The 20649-nt window shown below is 41.2% G+C and carries 15 protein-coding genes and 1 pseudogene; 12 read left to right on the top strand and 4 right to left on the bottom strand.

Translation table 11 applies throughout. The features are described from left to right. The first annotated feature begins 402 nt into the window (after nucleotides 1–402). From LEP1GSC050_RS19845 to LEP1GSC050_RS19830, 4 genes are all read left to right on the top strand, one after another. Complete coding sequence (locus LEP1GSC050_RS19845) at nucleotides 403–3612, top strand: ATP-binding response regulator (RefSeq protein ID WP_010570106.1); 3210 nt, start codon at nucleotides 403–405, stop codon at nucleotides 3610–3612. A gap of 15 nt (nucleotides 3613–3627) precedes the next feature. Further along, complete coding sequence (locus tag LEP1GSC050_RS19840) at nucleotides 3628–4293, top strand: response regulator transcription factor (RefSeq protein WP_010570105.1); 666 nt, start codon at nucleotides 3628–3630, stop codon at nucleotides 4291–4293. Between the two features lie 425 nt (nucleotides 4294–4718). Continuing rightward, complete coding sequence (locus LEP1GSC050_RS19835; protein WP_010570104.1) at nucleotides 4719–5420, top strand: LBL_2463 family protein; 702 nt, start codon at nucleotides 4719–4721, stop codon at nucleotides 5418–5420. Next, nucleotides 5384–6310: an LIC10906 family membrane protein gene (locus tag LEP1GSC050_RS19830; RefSeq protein WP_020987846.1), complete on the top strand. Its 927-nt coding sequence runs from the start codon at nucleotides 5384–5386 to the stop codon at nucleotides 6308–6310. Before LEP1GSC050_RS19835 ends, LEP1GSC050_RS19830 begins: the two co-directional genes overlap by 37 nt. 4 nt (nucleotides 6311–6314) lie before the next feature. Here LEP1GSC050_RS19830 and LEP1GSC050_RS19825 read toward each other — a convergent pair whose 3' ends face one another. Further along, nucleotides 6315–6707 carry a hypothetical protein gene (locus LEP1GSC050_RS19825; protein WP_010570102.1) on the bottom strand — a complete coding sequence of 131 codons (393 nt, stop codon included), beginning with the start codon at nucleotides 6705–6707 and terminating at the stop codon, nucleotides 6315–6317. Between the two features lie 233 nt (nucleotides 6708–6940). Between LEP1GSC050_RS19825 and LEP1GSC050_RS19820 the strand changes: the two genes are divergently transcribed. The 4 genes from LEP1GSC050_RS19820 to LEP1GSC050_RS19805 all read left to right on the top strand — a co-directional run bounded on the left by LEP1GSC050_RS19820 (nucleotide 6941) and on the right by LEP1GSC050_RS19805 (nucleotide 12631). Continuing rightward, nucleotides 6941–7321 carry a hypothetical protein gene (locus tag LEP1GSC050_RS19820; RefSeq protein ID WP_010570101.1) on the top strand — a complete coding sequence of 127 codons (381 nt, stop codon included), beginning with the start codon at nucleotides 6941–6943 and terminating at the stop codon, nucleotides 7319–7321. Between the two features lie 121 nt (nucleotides 7322–7442). After that, the gene (locus tag LEP1GSC050_RS19815; RefSeq protein ID WP_010570100.1) at nucleotides 7443–8477 is read left to right on the top strand and encodes a DUF3089 domain-containing protein; all 1035 of its coding nucleotides are present in this window, start codon (nucleotides 7443–7445) and stop codon (nucleotides 8475–8477) included. Between the two features lie 219 nt (nucleotides 8478–8696). Then, nucleotides 8697–12227, top strand: a complete 3531-nt coding sequence (locus LEP1GSC050_RS19810) for a PAS domain-containing protein (RefSeq protein ID WP_010570099.1) — start codon at nucleotides 8697–8699, stop codon at nucleotides 12225–12227. Beyond that, nucleotides 12224–12631 carry a response regulator gene (locus LEP1GSC050_RS19805; RefSeq protein ID WP_010570098.1) on the top strand — a complete coding sequence of 136 codons (408 nt, stop codon included), beginning with the start codon at nucleotides 12224–12226 and terminating at the stop codon, nucleotides 12629–12631. The genes LEP1GSC050_RS19810 and LEP1GSC050_RS19805 overlap by 4 nt, the downstream gene beginning before the upstream one ends. Here the strand turns inward: LEP1GSC050_RS19805 and LEP1GSC050_RS19800 are convergent. Both LEP1GSC050_RS19800 and LEP1GSC050_RS19795 read right to left on the bottom strand, forming a co-directional pair. Then, the gene (locus LEP1GSC050_RS19800; protein ID WP_020987849.1) at nucleotides 12628–13116 is read right to left on the bottom strand and encodes a winged helix-turn-helix transcriptional regulator; all 489 of its coding nucleotides are present in this window, start codon (nucleotides 13114–13116) and stop codon (nucleotides 12628–12630) included. The two genes, LEP1GSC050_RS19805 and LEP1GSC050_RS19800, sit on opposite strands and share 4 nt — an antisense overlap. A gap of 52 nt (nucleotides 13117–13168) precedes the next feature. Continuing rightward, a complete protein-coding gene (locus LEP1GSC050_RS19795; protein WP_010570096.1) occupies nucleotides 13169–13933 on the bottom strand; it encodes an SDR family NAD(P)-dependent oxidoreductase in 765 nt (254 codons plus the stop codon). A 587-nt stretch (nucleotides 13934–14520) separates the two neighbouring features. On the opposite strand from LEP1GSC050_RS19795, the gene LEP1GSC050_RS19790 reads away from it, so the two are divergent. The 3 genes and pseudogenes from LEP1GSC050_RS19790 to LEP1GSC050_RS19785 all read left to right on the top strand — a co-directional run bounded on the left by LEP1GSC050_RS19790 (nucleotide 14521) and on the right by LEP1GSC050_RS19785 (nucleotide 16469). Further along, on the top strand, nucleotides 14521–15426 hold the full coding sequence (locus tag LEP1GSC050_RS19790) for a helix-turn-helix domain-containing protein (protein ID WP_232225845.1): 906 nt from the start codon (nucleotides 14521–14523) through the stop codon (nucleotides 15424–15426). A 10-nt stretch (nucleotides 15427–15436) separates the two neighbouring features. Next, a pseudogene (locus LEP1GSC050_RS21170) lies at nucleotides 15437–15514 on the top strand (hypothetical protein); the annotation flags it as partial. Between the two features lie 109 nt (nucleotides 15515–15623). Continuing rightward, nucleotides 15624–16469, top strand: coding sequence for a sterol desaturase family protein (locus LEP1GSC050_RS19785; RefSeq protein ID WP_010570092.1), 846 nt, complete (start codon nucleotides 15624–15626; stop codon nucleotides 16467–16469). Between the two features lie 52 nt (nucleotides 16470–16521). Here the strand turns inward: LEP1GSC050_RS19785 and LEP1GSC050_RS19780 are convergent, their stop codons facing one another. Continuing rightward, the gene (locus LEP1GSC050_RS19780; RefSeq protein ID WP_010570091.1) at nucleotides 16522–19689 is read right to left on the bottom strand and encodes a SpoIIE family protein phosphatase; all 3168 of its coding nucleotides are present in this window, start codon (nucleotides 19687–19689) and stop codon (nucleotides 16522–16524) included. Nucleotides 19690–20033: 344 nt separating this feature from the next. On the opposite strand from LEP1GSC050_RS19780, the gene LEP1GSC050_RS19770 reads away from it, so the two are divergent. Next, nucleotides 20034–20279 (top strand): hypothetical protein, encoded by a 246-nt coding sequence (locus LEP1GSC050_RS19770; protein ID WP_010570089.1) that lies wholly within the window; start codon nucleotides 20034–20036, stop codon nucleotides 20277–20279. Nucleotides 20280–20649 lie beyond the last annotated feature (370 nt).

Genomic DNA, 20649 nt, shown 5'->3' with positions numbered 1-20649 from the left:
AAAGGTCGAAATGGTCCTTTTATAATATAAGACATTTTTAGAATTAAGTAAGGTCGTTAACATTTGTTAATAAAATACGCTATCCGGACGATAGCGGAAAATAATATTCGAACTTAGTTAACGAAGAAGGAATTTTACATAAATTGAAGTCGTTTAACCGAGGAGGATTGAATCGATTGATCAAATTCAAAGTCAGAAAACTTAAATAATTTAATTCGTCTCCGGCTTTCGGTCCTGAATCAGCCGGTAAAGCGGGGATTTCGACGAGTGTCGATGAGAAATTGCACATATCCCTTAAACGAGTAGTTTTGCGCCTATTGCAAATTCGATCTGGAATAAATAGATCGATAAATAAACTAATAAAATTCTTTCTTGATTTCGAAATATAAAGGAATCAGTTCTATGAAAGAGTTCGTTAGAATGAAATTGAAATCAACTCAACGCGATTTGCAATATATCCTCCGAACTGCACTTTTCTATTTTATAGTCGTTCAATTTTGTATCTTCCATATTTATTGCACGCAATTATCGCGCTCCGAAAATATCCCGAAAGTTAAGAACGGCATTCTTGATTTGAGGTCCGGCTGGGATTTTAATACTCAGGGATTACTCGGATTGGACGGGATATGGGAATTTTATTGGCAGGAATTCTATTCGGTAGCGGAAGCTGCATCCAGCAAACGACTTCGATCAAGCGAATCCCACGGACTGAAAGTTCTGTATGAACCCGTCCCCGACGCATGGAATAATTACGAATCCGGGAAATTTCCAGGATTCGGATTCGCGTCCTATCGGATGAGAATTTTGACGGACAAACCGGTCCCGGACATTTCGATTAAAATGTTGGAAGCAGCCACTGCGTATAGGCTGTTCGTCAACGGTAAGCTCTTATTATCGAACGGAACTGTCGGAAAGACCAGGGAGACCGCGAAGCCGCTCTATCGTCCTGCGGTAAGCGAACCATTTACATTAGAAAAAGATAATGAATTAATTGTGGAGGTTTCGAATTTTTCGCATTCTAAAGGAGGGCTTTGGGGGCGCGTTTTTATAGGAAATCATTCGGAATTATCGATTCTGAGACAAAGAAGTATTTGGTTCGATTTATTCATGAGCGGCGGTCTTTCCGTAATGGGACTTTATCAGTTGAGTCTTTTTGCGTTCCTCAGAAGAGACCGTTTCAATTTGTATTTCGGGCTCGTGTGTCTGTTCGCCATGATTCGGATGGTTTTGACAGGGGAAAGATTTGCGTTTTCCGCTTTTCCTGAATTTGACTTTAATCTTTCCTACCGTTTGGAATTACTTTCGGTTTACTTAGAGAGTATTTTTTTCGCTCTTTTTCTTCGTTCGATGTTTCCGGATGAAGTTAGGAAGCCTGCGACGACTACCTTGGTTGTCGGGTCTTTAGCATTAAGCGTTATCGTACTTTTTACGGAATTAGAGACTTATTCCAGAACACTTCCTTTATTTAGTCTACTTTTAGTATCCGGAGGGTTGTACCTTCTTTTTGCATTAAGTAGGGCCGTTAAGAAAGATCGACCGGGCGCTTGGATCGGGCTCACACTCTTTATAGGTTTATTCACGATTATCATCAACGATCTTCTTTACGCTAATATGATAATAAATACCACTTATTTCCTCTCTTACGGTATTTCCTTCTTTTTTATTGCTCAGGCATTCATGGTGTCGCAAAGATTTTCCTACGCATACAATTTATCGGAGAAACTTACCGATGAGTTGCTCGAATCGAACCGACGATTGGTTTCACTAGATAAGTTGAAAGACGAATTTTTGGCGAATACGTCGCACGAATTGCGGACTCCATTGCAAGGAATCATCGGGATAGCCGATTCAGTAAAGAGGGGAGCTGCAGGACCTTTGTCCCGTTTTTTGGACAGGCAGATGACTATGATTATCGCTAGCGGAGAAAGACTATCTGCATTAGTGAATGATATTTTAGATTTTTCGAAATTAAAGCATAAGGATCTTGTGCTAAATAGAATACCGGTTGATCTACGCCAGTCCGTCGAATTTACGCTGGGATTAAATCGAATAAATGTGGATGAATCGAAACTTAGTTTGGTAAATTCAGTGCCTGCGGATTTTCCCCATCTCAAGGCGGATGAGAATAGATTACAGCAAATTCTACAAAATTTAATAGGTAACGCGATTAAGTTCACGGAGAGCGGTGTTATTACTATCAGCGCCAGATTGATCGATTCGCAATTTGCGGAAGTCAGTGTACAAGATACCGGTATCGGCGTTAAAAAAGATGATCAGAAAAAGATATTCGATTTTTTTGAACAAGCCGATGGAGGGGATGCACGAAATGTAGGCGGGGCGGGGCTCGGATTAGCGATTAGTAAAGCGTTAGTAAGGCTACATGGAGGGGAAATAGGGGTCGAGTCCGAAGATGGAAACGGTGCTCGGTTTTACTTCACGATGCCCGTAAGCGATCAATCTTCAGAACGATCCGATTCTAAACCAAATGCGGAACAGTATATAAAAAGCGAGATCAGTTCTCTGGAATTGAATTTTACTCCGGATTCCTATTTTTTAAAAGCAAACGACGATTTTTCGCGCGGATCGGTCAGAATCCTCGCAGTCGATGACGAACCGATAAATTTGGAAGTCATCGGTAACTACCTTGCTTTATGTAAAATGGATTGCCTCGCCGTAAGAAGCGGGTTGGAAGCTCTTGACATTTTGGCAAATGATAAGTCGTTTAACGTAATTATTCTAGATGTAATGATGCCTAGGTTTTCCGGATTAGAAACCGCTAAAGAGATTAGAAATAGTTATTCCGCTCTCGAATTGCCTATCTTGATGCTTACCGCTAAAAATCAGGATAAGGATTTAGTAAATGCGTTAAACGCGGGAGCTAACGACTATTTGCTCAAACCGTTTAACTTTGAACAATTGATTAGGAGAGTAAATAACCTTATCGAGCTTGCAAGAGGGCATAAGAATTTAATGCACCAAGAAAACGAGAAGAGAATCGCGATTAATACGGTAAGACAGAAAATTAATATCGATCTTCACGACCATTTGGGTGGAAAGCTAATCGATTTAAAGTTCCTTTCCGAAGAGCTGCTGAATTCGGAAGTTCCGGACCCCGCTCTGATCCGTAAAATCAACGGTAACGTAAATCAATCCATTCAGATGCTTCGGGATCAGATGCTTAAAATAGAGGATTTAGGATTGGTATCGGAAAATTTCTTTTCCGGGATAAACCTGATATTGTTAAGAAGGTATTCAGATGCAGGGAGAGACCTTGACTTTCAATGCGACGAAGGTCTGATTAAAAATTTTGTAATAAAACCGAATGAGAATAGTTTAATGGAACTTTACGGAATCGTTAACGAGATTGCGAATAACGATTTGAAATACGGAATCGGAATTTCTAGATGGAATTTCGAGTCTAAGAATCGCGAAATCGTGATGGATATGAGATCGGAATCATTATATCATTTAAAGGAACACGGGACCGGACGCGGAACCGAAAATTTAATTCAAAGATCCGCTAAGTTGGAAGGTCGAATGAAAATGATTCTTTCGGATAGCGGTTATCAAATCACTCTGCAAATACCCTTCGGAAAAATTTCCGAATATTAAGGTTAAGTAAATCAAATGAATGAGAATGAAGAAAAGAAGATCGTGAATATCGGGATTGTCGAAAACGATTCCAATTATAAGGAGCAAATTATAAAGGTACTAGAGGCCTTACCGCAGATCGGTATGCTCCTTCATTGGGAGTCTGCAGAGGCTTTTTTGCAGGATAAGAAAGGGAGAGGCCTGGATATAGTATTTCTAGATATTATGCTTCCCGGAATGAACGGAGTGGACTTGGCCGCAAAACTTTCGGAAAGAGAGCCCGAAACTAGCAAAATCATGTTAAGCAATATGAATTCCGACGAACTTATTTTCAAATCTCTAGGTTACGGAGCGATAGGATATATACTTAAATCGGAATTACAGGATATAGCGGACATCATCGATATAGTTTTACGCGGTGGAGCCATTATCACACCTACGATTGCGTTTCGAGTTTTAAATAGTTTCAAGCGAATTGAAAGTTCGAGCGAAGTGAAACTGACTAAGAAGGAAAAACAAATCTTAGACGAGATGGTAAAAGGAAAAACGATTAACCGAGTAGCCGAATTCCTTGGAGTCAGTAAATATACGATCCAGCATCACGTTAAGAACATTTATAAAAAAATGAATGTGCATAATCGGGCCGAATTAGTAAGAAGGGCAGGTGACATCGGTCTTCTTCGGAATAATTCGGGTTTTTAAACCTGACAAATCTCCGCGGCTCCGGACTTAATCCGCGAGCAGCAGCCTCCAATAACGGATCGAGTAGCCGATATGCTTCGAACATGCGTTCATTTAATTTTAACGCCGTCAGGTCTTTAGATTAGATCAAAAGAATTTCAAACGAAAGTTCTTTCGTTTTTACTAATACATTCAAAGTTAATTAAAAAATAAGAAAATTCTAGGCTTTATCTATGCCTAAGGGGGTATTTTTTATTCGGAGATTAAGTATAGTTATTCATTTCGATAAAATTTGAGAACCTTCCTACCAAAATGCATCTGGAGTATTATCTTCGGTTCTTATCCTTATTTTACTTTTGAATATAACGGAAACTTATCCTTTGTGAATGTCTATCGACATGACATAATCATCTAGCATATGAGGCGTTCGGTCTCGCGGAGAGAATATGTTTGTAGCAGAAGAAACAGAACAAGAAACCTCGCCGGTAGGCGTGTCCGTTTATTGGAAGAATGATTCGTTCGAATGCTGGAAAGTGGCGGGCTTTTCACAGGGGCCTCTCATCCATCGAATAAAGGACTTTGTTAGAAAAGCGAACGAGGATGTGGGTAATGAGGATTCGGAATGGAGAGCTTTCGATTTGGATCCTTGGTCGATTTGGTTTATTATCACCAAGGGAGAAGAAATTTTATCGGTAATGCGGATCGTGGAAAAAAGACCGAATAATTTAATTCCTTTGGAAATCGGAGTGATCTTAGGGGATTTACCGAAACGATATGCCGTCCTGGATCGGAATGTCGCGGATTGGAATTCTGTCGCTTTCTTAAGGACTCCGCGAGGGACATATGCAGCTTTTCTTAATTTCGGATGTGTCGCTGATTATTGTATTAAGCGAAATTACTCGCGAGTCTTTGGGATGTACAGCCCCTTTCGTCGGGGAATAGAACGTGTTTATTTAGCTGCCGGCGCCATTCATAGCGTGGATTATCCAGGACCTATTTATTTTCCTGACTTCCGTTGCAATGGGGAATTGGTACTTTTTAAAACAATCGAGATTCCCAAAAAAAGTTTGCTTGAAATTGCTGCGTTTATTACTTTAAATAAGGCGCAAGCATGTCAATTGTTGCATCGAATCATGTCGTCGCATTGAATCTTTGCGCGGCTCTTTTTTTTGTAGTCTTAGGAGCGTTAATACTCGTTCCTAAGCCGAGGAAAGCCGTGCAGATTCTGTTTGGCGTCATGACTTTATTTATGGGGCTTTGGTTTTCCTCTTTTATACTTAGGGAGATTGTCCCCTATTCTTGGCTGAATGTCTTATTAAATTTGGGTCTGGCATCGAGTATACCCGCTCCTTTTCTTATCTATTTAATATCAATATCGTACAATGCGAAAGTCTACCGTCCAAATTGGAAATGGCTGATTCCTCACCTAATCCTTGTCGGTTTCTTTTTGGAAGAAAGCCTAAGATTGAACGTATTGACCCTCGCTTCTAACCCCGGGGAGCAGCTTAGATTTACGAGGACGTTCGTTTATTCCGGAATTCTTTTGCATTCTCTGTTACTTTTCCTGATCGCAATTTTTAATTTTGGAAGGAATGCGATTCGCTTTAGGGGAAAAACGAGAGCGAGTTCGGTTTTGTTGCTGTTAGGACTTTTGCCTCCCATCGTTTCTGTAGGATGGTATATTTGGATTAAGCCGACTCATTACGGGATTTTTTCCGGCGGGCAGGCTGCGATAGGTTCCATTTTCGGTATTTTTATCTGGACTGTAGCGATCGTAAACTGTAATGCATTTAAGCTCAGGACCTTCTCGATGTATGAGCCTGATCTTCCGCATTTCGTGAGGATTACAAAACCGATTTACGGATTCTTTTATCGTCTGACTGATCCTATGGATTATGAAGTTCAAGATTTAGCCAGGAAGAGACGCTTGACCATGAATTTAATCGCGCACGATTATCGGCTGGGTGAGGCTATGGATCTACCTTATAGGGAAAGGGTCGATATCTTAGTTAAAATATTCGGGAAGCATTTAAAATAGCGGCCTATTTCTTTCCCTTGCGAATGATACTCTTAATGGTTTTATGAATTCTTTCGGTTTCTTTTACGGAGAGCTGTAATAGATCTTCGATTAGATCAACTATGCCCTCTCGACCATTTATCTTCCGAATTAATTTTCTATCCGAATCCTTCCTATTTAGAGCTTTAATCGGATTCGTTAATTGGGTTTTTTCCGGACCGACTCCTTTAAGCAACCATTCCTTATTGTATCCGTGAACTAACTCTATTATTAATGCAGTTGCTTCCGGTATGATTCGCTTTCCTGCGGCATACGCCCCGATTAATTGCCTAGATTTACGTATGGTATTTCCGAACTCCTCTTGAGTTCCCGGAAAATTGTCCAATATATGCTGAAATCGTTCCGCAGGTGTTTTCAAGATTTTTTATCTACTAAATAGATTTTTATTATTGAAAAATGCCACAATGTAGCATATGGTTTCCGTGAAAGAAATGCTTTAGCGGCGAACATAAACGTAAGGTGCATAGACAAAGCGTTCTCGGCATGACTCATATTTAATAATTTAAGGCAATGGTCAAGCGGTTCATTGAATAGATGATAGAGGACCTTCTAGCTTTATTCTTGTTAGGGTAGTCTTTATATATTAAATTCATGAAAACTTCGAACTGGTTTAGCATTGCTTATTTTGAGGGATTGCTCGGCGAATCGTTTCTAGTAAAAGGACTTCGTCATTCTCTCGCCTTAAAGGAGAGAACTTTGTCGGCGACGGGGACCTTAAAAGTTCCGAGATCCATGAAGAATGTTATCTTCGTTTGGCGGTTACTCGCAAAAGCGAAGATTCAAAAAAAACAAATACGTTGGTTACGTTCTCAGATGCTCGAAATGATCAGCGAAACGACTGCACTAAAGTCGGAAATTCGAACTTTGAGATGGGAATTGGCGAATCGTAAATCCGAGCTTGCTTTGGCATTGAATTCTTTATCGTTTTATAAGGAAATAAAGGCGATCGACGAGAGAAATACGGAGGAGTAGGAGACCATTCCGAGTTCGATCCTCTTGCCCAATAATGTATAGAAAATTATTCTATACGTCAATCGAATCACGATTAAGATTTAATTTACCGTAATGCCTGACGTGTTACCGTACGGAGCGTATGAAGAAATTATTTCCGCTGATCGCAATCCTCTCTATTCCGTCTTGTCTTTGGTTAATTCGCCCTCCTTTATCTTTTCAGAAAACCGTTCCTCCGGCTGTTCCGAATTACGAGAACTTAAAATCTTGGGCGGCGATTCCCGGAAAAGATAGTCAGGCATTTAGTATTCCGGTATCTCCCTATAAAGTTTATAAATTCGATTCCTATGGAGTCGATATCTTCTTTATTCATCCTACCACCTACTTCGGTCGTACTTGGAATGCATCGATGGATGACGAAAGCGTAAATGATAGAACCGATATGGAATCGATCCGAAGGCAGGCGACCGTGTTCAATGAGGTCGGCCGAATTTTTGCGCCAAGATATAGACAAGCTACTATATATTCGTTTCTAGATGCGGCGGACGGTATAAAGGCTCTTGATCTAGCTTATTCGGACGTCTTGAAAGCGTTCGATACTTATCTAAGATTGTGGAATCAAGGGCGACCTATCATAATCGCTTCCCACAGTCAAGGAACAAGGCATGCAGTTCGACTTCTAAGAGAAAGGTTTTCTCATAAACCTCTTTCGGAAAAACTTATAGTTGCATATTTAATCGGCGGAGCGGTTCCGCTTTCGGATACGAACGGGATTCCCGCTTGCGAAGAAAAATTCCAAACAAGATGCTTCGTTTCTTGGAGATCTTTTTCCAAGAATGCTAAAGTACCAGTGCTTCCAAACGATTCTTCCGGCCCGTACATTTGCGTGAATCCATTAAGTTGGGATCTAAAGCAGGAGTTTAGATCGGCAAAAGAGAATTTTGGAGGAGTTCCTCTCTCATTTGATCGAGTGGATTCGGAAATCTGCGGAGCCGTTTGTGAAGCCGGTGTTTTAAGAGTGACGGAACCGAACCATACCGGTTACAGGCAATATTGGAGCGACAACTATCATGTTGCGGATTACGCGCTTTTCTACTTTAATATCAGGCGAAACGTCGTTGAACGGACTTTGCGATTCGGAATGCGAAAAAATAACCGTAAGCGTTTCGAATTTTAGTATTTTTATTAAGCGAAGAATTACGTAAATCCTCACCCAATCGACTCTTTAATGAGTTTGATTTTTTCCTATAGAATTAAATTTCTCGTCCTTCGGCAGCGGATTTATTCTGGTATTTCTTTCGAGTAATAGATAATAAGGATCGGTCTCGACCTTAATAATTCTGGTTTGGCATGAATCGAAATAATTTTACATCTATTGAAGGAGTGGAGGCTAAGAATGAATCCCATTCTGAAATGGTTTGAGGGAATTTTTGCATCATTACCTCTCCCATTACTAGAGGTATGGGGTCGCTTCGGTTATTTGATCGGATTCGCTCTAATGCTTGCCGCCTACGGCGGTTTTACGTTTCGACCGGGAGGTAGGTGGGGATTCGGTAGAGAACGACAAGCCTGGGATTCGCAGGCATTGTTAAGCGTCATAGTAACCTTCGTTTCGATCCTGATAACGGGATATCTCGGGTCCCTGATCGTTTTTGTACCGGGAGCGCAAACGTTCGAATCCCTCAAGGACCTGTCCGTTTTTTTATGCATTTTGCTTTTCGGTTACCCTGCGTTAATCGCGGTTCCGTTTGCGTATGGAATTTCGGACCTAATGGAAGGCGTTCCGCCCGATTTTCTGTTAGATTGGTTGGTAGGCTATTTTATTAATCCTGCATGTTTTTGGGTCGCTTATCAATTAATAGGCAAGGATCCCGATTTTCGAAAACCTAAGACATGGGGTTGGTATTTACTATTTGTCTTAATTTTTATGAGCATCGAGCCGCAGCTTTGGGGGTATATTTGTTCGGATAAATTTACCTCGGAGATTTCTTATCGAAATATCGTTCCGGCATTATTTTTCACTACGCTCGTTACCTGGATAATCGCTCCGTTTGCGATGCTCGGAGCTTTCCCTCTCGCGAAAAGATACTCCCTGTTTTGGGCCGGGATTCCCGGTCATATTAAAGAAAAAATCATAGGAGCGAGGGATTGGATCTGGGAAAGCGGAAGAGGGAGCGTAAAGCCGAGCGGCGGTTTTTACGATCAGGGCTTGCCGATTCGGATGTTTCTAGTGACTCCCTTTATCGTATTAGTTCTTATAATGGTAGGGATGACATCTTACTTGACTTTACGAAGTTCCGAAGAAACCGCAAATAAACTCGCCGCGCGACTACATCAGGAAATATCCGAAAATATTAATTTACAATTAGATGATTTTCTAGCCTTGTCGGAAAGGTCGAGCGAATTCGAAAGGCGACGCGGTGTCGGAGAACTGCTTAAAAATACGAATATTGCGACAGTAGGTCGGGCTTTCATTATAGATCGAAGAGGTAAATTAATCTCGAGTTCGAATCAAACTAGATCTTTCACGCCTCAGCCTAACGGTGGAGAGTCGGTCGAAGATCCGGTGATACAAAATGCGGTTCAAAAACTGACGCAGACATTCGGAAACTTGCAAGGGCTCGATGTTTCTACCCAATCCTCTTTTCATATTATAACTGCCAAGCCTTTGTCCCGAGAGAATTGGTTGATGCAGGCGACTCCATATCAAGACAACTCCAAGAGTATGGATTGGATTGTCATTACCGCTATGCCGGAAGCCTATTATTTGGAAGGAGTTCGAACGGGAAACAGCCAATCTGCTATGGTATTTGCGGTTGCCTTAGCTCTTTCTTTACTGATTGCAGCCTTCCTATCAAGCATGGTGACTGCTCCGATTAGTCGGATTTCTCAGGCCACGCAGGCTGTGGCCGGAGGGGACCTGACTCAACGGGTCCCTATGAGTCGCCTGGAAGAATTGAGAGTTCTTTCCAGTTCGTTTAACCATATGGCTGAACAACTTCAAGAATTCCTACATCGGACCAAGTCAAGCGAGGAACGGTCTCGGGATTTAATTGCTACCACACCGGGCATTGTCTGGGAGGCGGATGCCATCACTTTCAACTTCACTTTCGTGAGCCAGCAGGCGGAACGCTTGCTAGGTTATTCGGTTGGGGATTGGAAGGAGCCTGGCTTTTGGGCGGATCATATTCATCCGGAAGATAGGGAACGTGCGGTAAATTACTGCGTAGAATGCACTGCCAATTTGAAATCGCATGAATTCGAATACAGATTTATCGGTAAAGATGGCCGAACCGTTTGGCTTCGGGATTTAGTTCGAGTGATTGCCGAAGATGCAAAACCGAAATGGCTTCGAGGAGTGATGGTCGACATAACCGAAAGAAAAATCATCGAAGAAAAACTTTTGGAAAGAAACCAGTTTATCGAATCCATTTTGGATATCACTCCAGATATATTATATATTTACGATATAGTTGAAATGAAAAACGTATATTCGAACAACGGAATTCAGCTTGTACTGGGGTATTCGGTCGAAGAAATTCAGGAAATGGGTAGTAAAATCCTACCAATACTAATTCACCCGGAAGATTATCAAGTCTATATGGATCGTATTGTCCCGAAATATGCGACTACCGGAGACAAGGATTTAATCGAACACTATTATAGAATTCGTCATAAAGACGGGAATTGGAGATGGCTGACCTCAAGGGAATTGATTTATAGAAGGAATTCGGACGGATCTCCTAAGGAGATATTCGGAATATCATACGATATAACAAAAAACAAACAAGCGGAAGCGACCATTTTGGATTTGAACGCAACGCTCGAGAAACGAATCGAAATTCGAACTGATGAATTGAAAAAATCGAATGAAAGTCTTGTAGAAGCCGTTCAGAATCTAGAAAAGACTATGCACGAGTTAAAGGATGCGCAAGGACAACTGCTTCTTTCGGAAAAATTAGCCACTCTCGGGCAATTGGCGGCGAGTATGACACACGAATTGAATACTCCGCTTGGTGCGATTGTTTCTTCCAATCGCGCTATACTTGATATTATTCAGGACGAAATAAAGAGCATACCGAATCTCCTTTCGAATTTGAACGAGGAAGATTTAAAAAGGTTTAAAATCATTTTGGATGTCGGTCTGAGGGAAGCTTCCCGTTCGGAAGAATTTCCGAATCGAACTTTGAGAAAGGAAGTATTTCGGACATTACGCGAATCGGGAATCAAAGATTATGAAAGTATCGCTAATTCCGTAATAGAAACCGGGCTGTACAGAGTCGAACACGATCTTCCTTGGCTGTTGCAAAGCGAGAACGCATCCGAGATTTTACAAGCTGTTGCTTCTCTATCTACGATCGTTCGACTCAGCAACGTAATTTCCATTGCGACTGGAAAGGCTTCCCATGTCGTGGAAGCTCTAAAAAATTATTTGAATCCCGGCGGAGAAGTTCAAGAAGACGAAATTTCCCTTGTAGACGTTAGGTCGGAGATCGAAACGATTCTGACTCTGTATCATAGTAAAATTAAGTACGGAGTCGAAATTGTTCGGAATTACGATACTAATGAAAAGTGCTTAGGTAACGCCGATAAACTAAACCAGGTCTGGATAAATTTATTGAATAATGGTTTGCATTCAATGGACTACAAAGGCAAAATGGAAATCATAATTGAAAAGAAAGAACCTTGGATTATAACTTCGTTTATAGATTCCGGCACCGGTATTCCAAAAGAAATTCAAGGTAAAATTTTCGAACCTTTCTTCACGACAAAAAAGCACGGCGAAGGCGTCGGTTTGGGCTTGGATATCTGTAAAAAGATCATCGAAAAGATGGGCGGAAGGATCGAATTTGAAAGTGCACCTGGTCGAACGAAATTTAGCGTGTGGCTAAAATCTGCTAATTCCAGTAAAGAGGCTCTACCGTGAAAAGTGTGTTTGAGCGAAATGCAATATTATGCGTCGATGACGAGCCTATAATTCTTATCACGTTGAAGCAAGAATTAAGAAAGCAATTCGGGGACGAATTCCAGTATGAAATCGCATTGAACGGAAACGAAGCTTTAGAAGTCGTAGACGAACTTGTGGAAGCCGGGGTAAACGTGATTCTGATTCTTTCGGACTGGCTGATGCCGGGACTTAAAGGAGATGAGTTTTTAATTTTGATTCATGCAAAGTATCCGAATATTCGGTCCATATTAATTACCGGGCATGTAGATGAGTCGGCAGCCGAACGAGTGAAGAGAGAGGCAGGAACGTACGCCGTATTTTCCAAGCCATGGGATTCGACTAAATTGATGGAAGCAGTTAGAATTTGTTGTAACAAAAATTAAGTCGTTTTTGCTTTCACGGTTTTCTTAACTTTCGGTTTTCGTAAAGCAGTATTTTGAATAAGAACGTCTTCCGGCCCGACGACCCTGCCGTCTCGAGATTTGACTTCAATCGGGAGTAAAGTTTTTCCGTATTTACGATCTACGAGAATTTTGTCCGGACAACCGCTACCGAACTGAAAATCCTCCCCCCATTGCCGAATCGCGACAAGTATCGGAAAGATACTTTTGCCTTTTTGGGTTAATATATACTCTTGGTAAGCGCTTCCGTCGGAAGCCGGAACGATTTCAAGAATACCTTCAGCGACTAGTTTCTGTAATCGAACGCTCAGGATGTTCTTCGCAAGTCCCAGGCTTTTTTCGAATTCGCCGAATCTTTTTTTTCCCATAAATGCGTCTCGGAGAATGAGGAGAGACCACCATTCTCCGAATGTTCCGAGTGATCTCGCGATCGGGCAGTCGTCTTGATCTAAATTTCTACGTTTCACGGATCTACCTCTTTGCCCGATATTCAAAGTTGTACTCTATCGATAGCTTTCCTTATTTGCCAAGATAAATTGGAGCTCCTGCCGGCGAATTACTAGTGCCTCCGTCGACGACTATTTCGGATCCTTGAATATAGGAAGAATCTTCGGACGCTAAGAACGCGACAACGTTTGCTATCTCGTCGGCTTCCCCGATTCTCCGTAAAGGTATGCTCATTGTGATGCCTTCCAGTCTGGCTTTTGCAGATTCGATAGGGCCCCAGATTGGAGTTTTAGTCGCTCCAGGGACGACGACGTTAACGCGAATTCCTTTCGGGCTTAGCTCGGCCGCTAACACTCTCGTCATGGCTCTAACTCCCGCTTTACTAGCAGAATAAGCCGAGTTTCCTCCAGGGCCTATCGAGCTCATAATGGAACCGTTTAATATTATAGATGATCCACGTTTTAATAAAGGGAGTGCGGCTTGGATCGTTAAAAATGCGCCCGTGATATTAACACGTAAGATCTGATCGAAGTCGATTTCCGATGTATTCCCTAATGGAGTAGGTTTTGCTATCCCCGCGTTCGCAAATACGGCGTCCAGTTCGCCGAAGTCTTCCTCCAGTGATTTGAACAGATTCTTCCGTTCATCGGAATTTAAAACATCGGCGCGGAACGCTTTTGCATTGGGTCCTAATTCCTTAACGGCGTTTTCAAGGGTATTTTTATCTCGACCGGTTATGGCAACTCGCGCACCTTCCGATACGAATTTGCGCGCGGTCGCTAAACCGATTCCGCTGTTCCCGCCGGTAATTAATATTCTCTTGCCTTCAAATTTCATGGTTTTCGTCTCCTGACGATCTGGTTTAATAATGAAACTAAGTTAGTTTTCGGAAAGTTGTATAATAATGCAACTACTTTTGGACCAACCGATATCATATTCACCGGTAGGTCGTTTGTTCCCAGGTTCGGATGCGTTGAATATATCGCCGAATTTTCCATAATTGTCGGTTATAGTCGCATTTTGTGAATCATAGGATGCTAAGTGAGGTCGCGGCGAATGATTTAATGGAACGCAGCGATTCTATCTATGATTTGAGTTCGAATATTCCAATTCCGGTCATTTTTTAAGAGTGTGATTTGGAGATATTCCGCCATAATTTGATTGCAGAAGGGAACTATAGTCATAATATCAAGAAAACCGTAAAAAACAAGAAAGCAGTTTTTTGAAAAGTTTCTAGAAAGGTTTTTCAAATTCTCGCTAAGAGAAACATAAAACCGTAATATTTAAAATTTAGTACATAATCAATCCACAAGACATTGGCTAATTCGTTTTTATCATTTTTCTTGCTTTTTTCGGCTCTACTCTCGTTACTTTTCGCAATCGGGGAAATTTTTTCGTTTTCAAGAGGTAATCGAAGAATCGTCTTGTTCGGGATTTTTCTATCCCTTTCCTATTTTCTATTCCACGCGTATCTTGTATCTTCTCGAAATATTTTACTTTTTCCTTATTTATTTCTCACTCACCTTCCTTGTTCGGCGGTTCTTGGCGCATTGTTGGAACGATATTTATTGTTGGCATGGGGAAACCCCGCCGAAAAACCTGGTAGATTTCTGCTGAAGATTTTACCGGCGCTAGGAATAGCTATCTGGCTTACTCCTTTTTACTTTCAGGATCGTGATGATAAAATCCGACTTTTAGAGAAAATCGCCGTCTCCGGGACCGATTGGCATGTAAAAATACCCGTGCTATTCACCATGTGTGTCTTCCTTTATTTTTTGGTCTCGGTTCTTGTACGACTATTCAGAACAGTTCGTTTTTCGGTCGTTAAAAAAGATATTAATTTAGCTACGATTCTATTTCTCAGTAGCTTTGCGATCTTGAGCACATTCATAGGATCCTATTCGGTCCTCTTCGGCGGAAAGGACCCTTTAGGCATAATTGGGGCTTGGCTTGGCCTTTTTCTTTTATTCATTTACGTTTATAGACAGAGATACCCGGAATTTTTTCTGGCGGTTCGTAAAGTCGTGGAGGAGGAAAAACGAGTTAAGGCATCCCAGTTGGGAAAGTTCGACCTTACCGATATCAAATCCAAGCTGAAAGATCTTTTTGAAAACGAGAGAATCTATAGGGAAGAGCAATTGACCTTATCTACTCTTGCGCGTCGTTTAGGATTGAGCACCCATCAGCTTTCGGAGTATTTGAACAACGAGGAAAAGAAGAGTTTCTTTCAAATATTAAACGAATATAGAGTCCGGGAAGCCATGGAGAAAATTCGATCGAGTCCGATGGATACGTTGCTGACTCGCTTATTCGTCGGGCTTCCGTTCTAAATCGACGTTTAACGATGTCTTTAGGCGGGAAACCGGTTTAACGCCTTCCGAATATAGAAAGCGAATCGTAAAAAGAAACGGAAAATAGGTCCGATTCGATCGGATCGGACACCTTTTTATTCCCGTTCCGATCGGTGCGGTCGAGTCAATTCTAAAAGTCGAGTATCTTTCCGTTATTCCTTCCGAGAGGTAATGAGATGCCGTCATGCGAGTTTAGTTGGGAATGTGCAAAATCGTTCGGGCTTTTTCAACTTACGATGAATTTTCTTCGGTACTATCCTGTTGCCGGCCTGGCTTTTTTCATCTTTTGGGTCTGGAAGAAGGGAACGTTTCAAAGGTTTAGAATTCAGAAACAATTCCCTAAAAGCGAAAGGATTATATCCGAAATTAAGCAGTCCGCCGTTACTCTATTTATGTTTAGCGGGATTGCATTCTCCGTTTATGTGTTAGCGGGATTCGGATATTTAAATCGGAAAATTTACTTCAATCTTTCCGAACACGGCGGCTGGATTTATGCGATATTTAGTTTTATTTTAATTACAGTTTGGCATGAAACATGGTTTTACTGGTTTCACCGTCTGATGCATCACCGGAAAGTATATCCGATAGTTCACTCCGTCCACCATCAATCAGTAAATCCGTCTCCTTTAGCCGCTTATAATTTCCATTGGTTAGAAGCGTTTCTTGAAGCGTTTTACGTGGTCCCCTTTATTTGTTTTGTGCCTATACATTTCGGCTTCTTTCTCGCTCACACGATATACGCCATGGTAATGAATATTTGGTGGCATCTTGGATACGAGTTCTTTCCTCGGGGATGGACAAGTCATCCAATTTTAAAATGGATTAATACTTCCACGCATCATAACTTACACCATCAGAAGTTTCACGGAAATTATAGTTTATATTTCAATGTTTGGGATAGAATTATGGGAACGAATTTTCCTTATTACGAATCTTACTTCGAGCAAATCGCTAAAGATCGAGATGAAGGAAAAGAAACTCCCGAATTCGTTAAAGAAGGGCTTGCAGACCAAGCAGGGTAGAGGATTCGGTAATACAATACAGGCGATTTCATCGATTCGGTTTTAAAGCGAGTTAAAGATTTTCACTCTCTTGTTTTTCAACCAATCGATCCAAAAGATCTTTGATCTTCATTATCGTACTATTCTCAGGCGAGAGTTCAATGGCAAACCTTATAGTAGAAGCAGCCTCGTCGAATTTTTTGAATACGATGTAAATTTGGGCTAAATTGATTAGATTCTTTAGATGACTCGGTTCTCTTAATCTTAAACGTTCCCCGAAGTTCAGAGCTTTTCTAAGTAATCCGGCTTTCCTTGCGGCAAAGGAAGCTATGTATAATATGTCATTATCTATGGGTTTTAAATCTAAATAATCTTCCGCATATCGTGCGGCTTCGCGATAGTTTTTAACTTTCAAATAAAGTTGAATGAAATTCTTTTTTACTTCCGGGACTCTATTGTTTAGCGTGTCTGCTTCTTCCAAAAACGAGATCGCTTCCTCCATCTCATCGCTCTTAGTCATTTTTCTTACTTTGACTAGAAGTTTTTTTATCTTTTCCTTTTCTTTCGCTTCCTCTGCGCTGACCTGTTCATTCGTTTCGGAGAATGAAAGTCTTATCATGGAAAGATCGTCCGTGAGAGGTCCGCGGCTTAAGATTCTCTCATAAATCCGTTTGAGATCGCCGCCTCCTTCCTCCACTAGTTTAAGAAAAAGTTGCTCGTCGTCGTTTAGGATTCTTCCTCCCATTTCGTCGGTGGATAGAAGTATATCATCCCTTCCGTCGGAACCGGCTATGATAACGTCTCCCGGCTCTAACTGAAACGTTTTTATGAAAACTCGTCCCTCCAATCCTGTCGTACCTAATTTCCGAAATAGAAGTTCGTTTTCGATAAAGGAAGCAATACCGTCGCGATACAAAACCGTCCAGGGGTGTTCCGCATTTATATAGTATAAAATTCCGCTTTGATCGTCTACGAGTCCCATCACTAATGAAACCAACATCGATCCGTCGAAACTTTCGAAAACTTTATGAAGTTCCGTAAAGGCGCTCTTCAGCCAATATTCCGGAGATTGTAGGCGAATCGAACCGATCAAACGTGTGCGTTCGATAATGGATTCGAATACGGCCCCCAAAACCAAGGCTCCTCCGGCCCCTTGCATGGATTTTCCCATGGCGTCCGCGTTTAGAAAAACAGTGAAGGATCTGTTTTTGAGTTCGATATGATTCGCGATATTCATATCTCCTCCGATCTCTTCTTCGTAGTTTCGGAATGAGAATTTCTTTTTTTGCTCAAGGAAGAAATCTACTTTCACTTTTTCTTGTGTAGCTTTATTTTCACCGAGAGGCCGTATTAATAGGGAAGTCAGGAAATAGTCGCCGTCTTGTTGTTGTTTTAGCTCCTTGATCTCATCTAATGTGTGCTCCAACTCTCTCGTTCTTTCTTTTACCTTTCCTTCCAGCTCTGCGGCATATTGCTCCAACCTCGCTCTTGCCGCCTTAATCGAAAGAGTCATCCTATTGAAAGAACGGGCAATAAAACCGATTTCGTCTTCCACATGGGGAACTAGTCGGTAATCTAAGTTACCTGAATTAACTTCTCTTAATCCTATCACAATGTTATCTAAAGGAGTTAATAATGCACCTTTAAAGAAAAGTCTAAATCCTACGGCAGTCACGAACACTATTGATAGCAGGGAAACGACCAATATCAAAGCCGGTTGATGAAGGTATCGTCTCAAAGATTTGTAATCGAATCCGGCTTCGTAAATTATTCCGGTCTTGGGATGAGTGTATATGTATGAAACGTAATATTTCGGCCTTTCATCCCCCGGACGAAATGTCCGGATTCCTCGGTATATTCTTTCACCTTCCTCTCGAATCGGAATCAAGGTGGATAGGAATATATTGTTCATCTCTTCGCCATTTTTTCCGCTTTCGACTTCGGACAGGAATATTTTCGAAAATGATTCCAGAGTCGCCGATACGCCGGGCTCTTTCGAAACGAAAAGCTTGGATGCTAAGGATTTATCATTCTTTTGCGGCGAATTATAGAATTTACTTCGAATTACCCTTAACTTACTTTCCAAATGAATAAAAAAACTATGAACTACTTCATCCGAGACGATTTCCGATCCTTTTGAGAGTAAAAACTCTCTTAAACCGGCCCGATATACGGAGAAATGCTTTGGATCCTGCCGTATAATTTCAGACGAACGTTCCCAGCGCTGATCTCCTTTTAGGTTTCCCAATCGGATTAGTTTACTTTTATAATAGAGCATTCGTAACTCGTCTTTATCATCGGCTCCAGTTCGTTTATCCTTGCTTCCGAACTCGGTTTCAATTTTTGATGTTTCGGGATCGAAAGAAACTAGGTAAGAAAGATCATCCGGCCTTTCTCCGTTTAAAACGACTAATCGGGTGGTTTTCGTTTGAATCGTATCGAAGGACGATTCGTAACCGTTGAGAATTGCATAGCCGACTAACTGAAATACGAGTAAAAAAGTCGCCATAGCGACGCCGACGATCCGACTAAGTATGGTCGTTCGCTCTTTGGTGATATTTATATATAAGACGATCATGATGAAGTAGCCGGCGACGAGGGTTAGATCCGCGCATTGCTGATACGCCGCCCGAGAAACCGTCCCGTCCCTGCTTAATGCGTTCATAATTCCCGAAAAGATGCTTAGAAAACAGTACGACAATAAAATATAAATAACTGCCCTTCTTTGTTTACCTTTCTCAACTACGGCTCTCCAGACGCCTGCCGCAATTAGGCATATGATATAGATCAAAACTATTAGCGAAAATATTTTATAAAACAAGGGTGTTTGAAAATCCCAGTGATGACTTCCAAATACGAATGTTCTTGTAGCCCTTAACGAAACCGTTACGTAGAATCCTGTAACTATTAAGATTCCTAAGTATTGGATTCCAAAAAGAATTAACCCGATTTTTTCCTTTTGGGGTTCCGGAAAATAAAAGAAGAAAAGAAATAAATGAATTAAGCTGATTAAAGGAATCGGAATCATGAACCATCTATGGAAGATTGTCCATTCGTCATAGGATGAGAAACCGACAGCGTACGCGGAATGATAGAAAGTCGTGATTAAAGTGGCGATGCCTATGTTGAGCGCCGCCTTGCTTCTATCCTTTATTCCGAGAAAAAAAAATGCCGCATACGCCGAGAATAAAGCCGCTAGTAGGGAGCCGAACGAGTAAAAATTGAAATAAATCGGATCCATATGCGGGCGGGACTCCGTAGCATCACAAAAAATAGAGGGACGTCAAGGAAAATAGTTATTGCATTCGTCTTTTTCGAACAATGCGTCGAATATATTCCGCAAGAAGCTTATCTAACGGAAATCCGAATTTTGATTAGGAATCTTCGAATTAGATTGGTTGTTTCTTCCTGCTATTTTGAGCCGGCAGCAACGCTAAACTAATCTGACACACATCTTACATTTTGCGACGCAAAATGTGCGGAAAAATATTGTTAAACGAATAAAAGTTTCCTTTTAATTAGTAAGATTCCAACGTCTAAGTTATCCTAAAGAACCTGTTAATATTCAAGTAGGGAGTAGTTGTAATGAAGGGGACGATCGCCGGAATTAACGGAAAAGATAGCAAAGTGATTATTATGACCGATTTTGGATATACGTACGGGATTGCGAACGTCGAGTATATGCGAGTAAATCAAGTAGTCTCCGGCGACCTAAGAGGCAACGGTTTCGAAATTCTCACAAATCTTAATTCCGGCGACGATTTTGTATTGGAAATCGAAGCTTATGATTGCTCCGAAGAGGCAGCTCTTCTTCTTTTGAATGAAAATTAAAAGTATAACTTACATTCGTAATTAATGAAAAAGAGAGTGAAAGAATTTTCTTTTTAGATTATGCAAGCAAATAGAGTAGACCCCGCCCTTAAGGGGGTTTTTTTATTGTCCAAGGCATTCGCTGCATAAGCTTCCGAGCAAAATGCGGCGGCTTTCTCTCTCGGATAGCCTTCGAAATTACGCGACCATTCGACAATACTTATCTAAAGAACCCGAAGTAATCTCATCTTTCATATTGTAGAAATTCGTATTTAAGTCGCTTTCACGCCATTCCGCCAAACACTTTAGTATAAAACCATATTCTTTTGCTTCGAAAGAGAAGAAATATATGTAATTGGGACGAATTTAATATCGGTAGTTGTCGAGAATC

Source organism: Leptospira broomii serovar Hurstbridge str. 5399 (assembly GCF_000243715.2).
GTDB lineage: Bacteria > Spirochaetota > Leptospiria > Leptospirales > Leptospiraceae > Leptospira_B > Leptospira_B broomii.
This window is presented reverse-complemented; position numbering and strand designations above follow the sequence as displayed.

Excerpts from the sequence above, each read along its gene's own strand:
- LEP1GSC050_RS19845 (WP_010570106.1), top strand. The coding sequence starts at position 403 with ATGAAAGAGTTCGTTAGAATGAAATTGAAATCAACTCAACGCGATTTG.
- LEP1GSC050_RS19840 (WP_010570105.1), top strand. The coding sequence starts at position 3,628 with ATGAATGAGAATGAAGAAAAGAAGATCGTGAATATCGGGATTGTCGAA.
- LEP1GSC050_RS19835 (WP_010570104.1), top strand. The coding sequence starts at position 4,719 with ATGTTTGTAGCAGAAGAAACAGAACAAGAAACCTCGCCGGTAGGCGTG.
- LEP1GSC050_RS19830 (WP_020987846.1), top strand. The coding sequence starts at position 5,384 with ATGTCAATTGTTGCATCGAATCATGTCGTCGCATTGAATCTTTGCGCG.
- LEP1GSC050_RS19820 (WP_010570101.1), top strand. The coding sequence starts at position 6,941 with ATGAAAACTTCGAACTGGTTTAGCATTGCTTATTTTGAGGGATTGCTC.
- LEP1GSC050_RS19815 (WP_010570100.1), top strand. The coding sequence starts at position 7,443 with ATGAAGAAATTATTTCCGCTGATCGCAATCCTCTCTATTCCGTCTTGT.
- LEP1GSC050_RS19810 (WP_010570099.1), top strand. The coding sequence starts at position 8,697 with ATGAATCCCATTCTGAAATGGTTTGAGGGAATTTTTGCATCATTACCT.
- LEP1GSC050_RS19795 (WP_010570096.1), bottom strand. The coding sequence starts at position 13,933 with ATGAAATTTGAAGGCAAGAGAATATTAATTACCGGCGGGAACAGCGGA.
- LEP1GSC050_RS19785 (WP_010570092.1), top strand. The coding sequence starts at position 15,624 with ATGCCGTCATGCGAGTTTAGTTGGGAATGTGCAAAATCGTTCGGGCTT.
- LEP1GSC050_RS19780 (WP_010570091.1), bottom strand. The coding sequence starts at position 19,689 with ATGGATCCGATTTATTTCAATTTTTACTCGTTCGGCTCCCTACTAGCG.
- LEP1GSC050_RS19770 (WP_010570089.1), top strand. The coding sequence starts at position 20,034 with ATGAAGGGGACGATCGCCGGAATTAACGGAAAAGATAGCAAAGTGATT.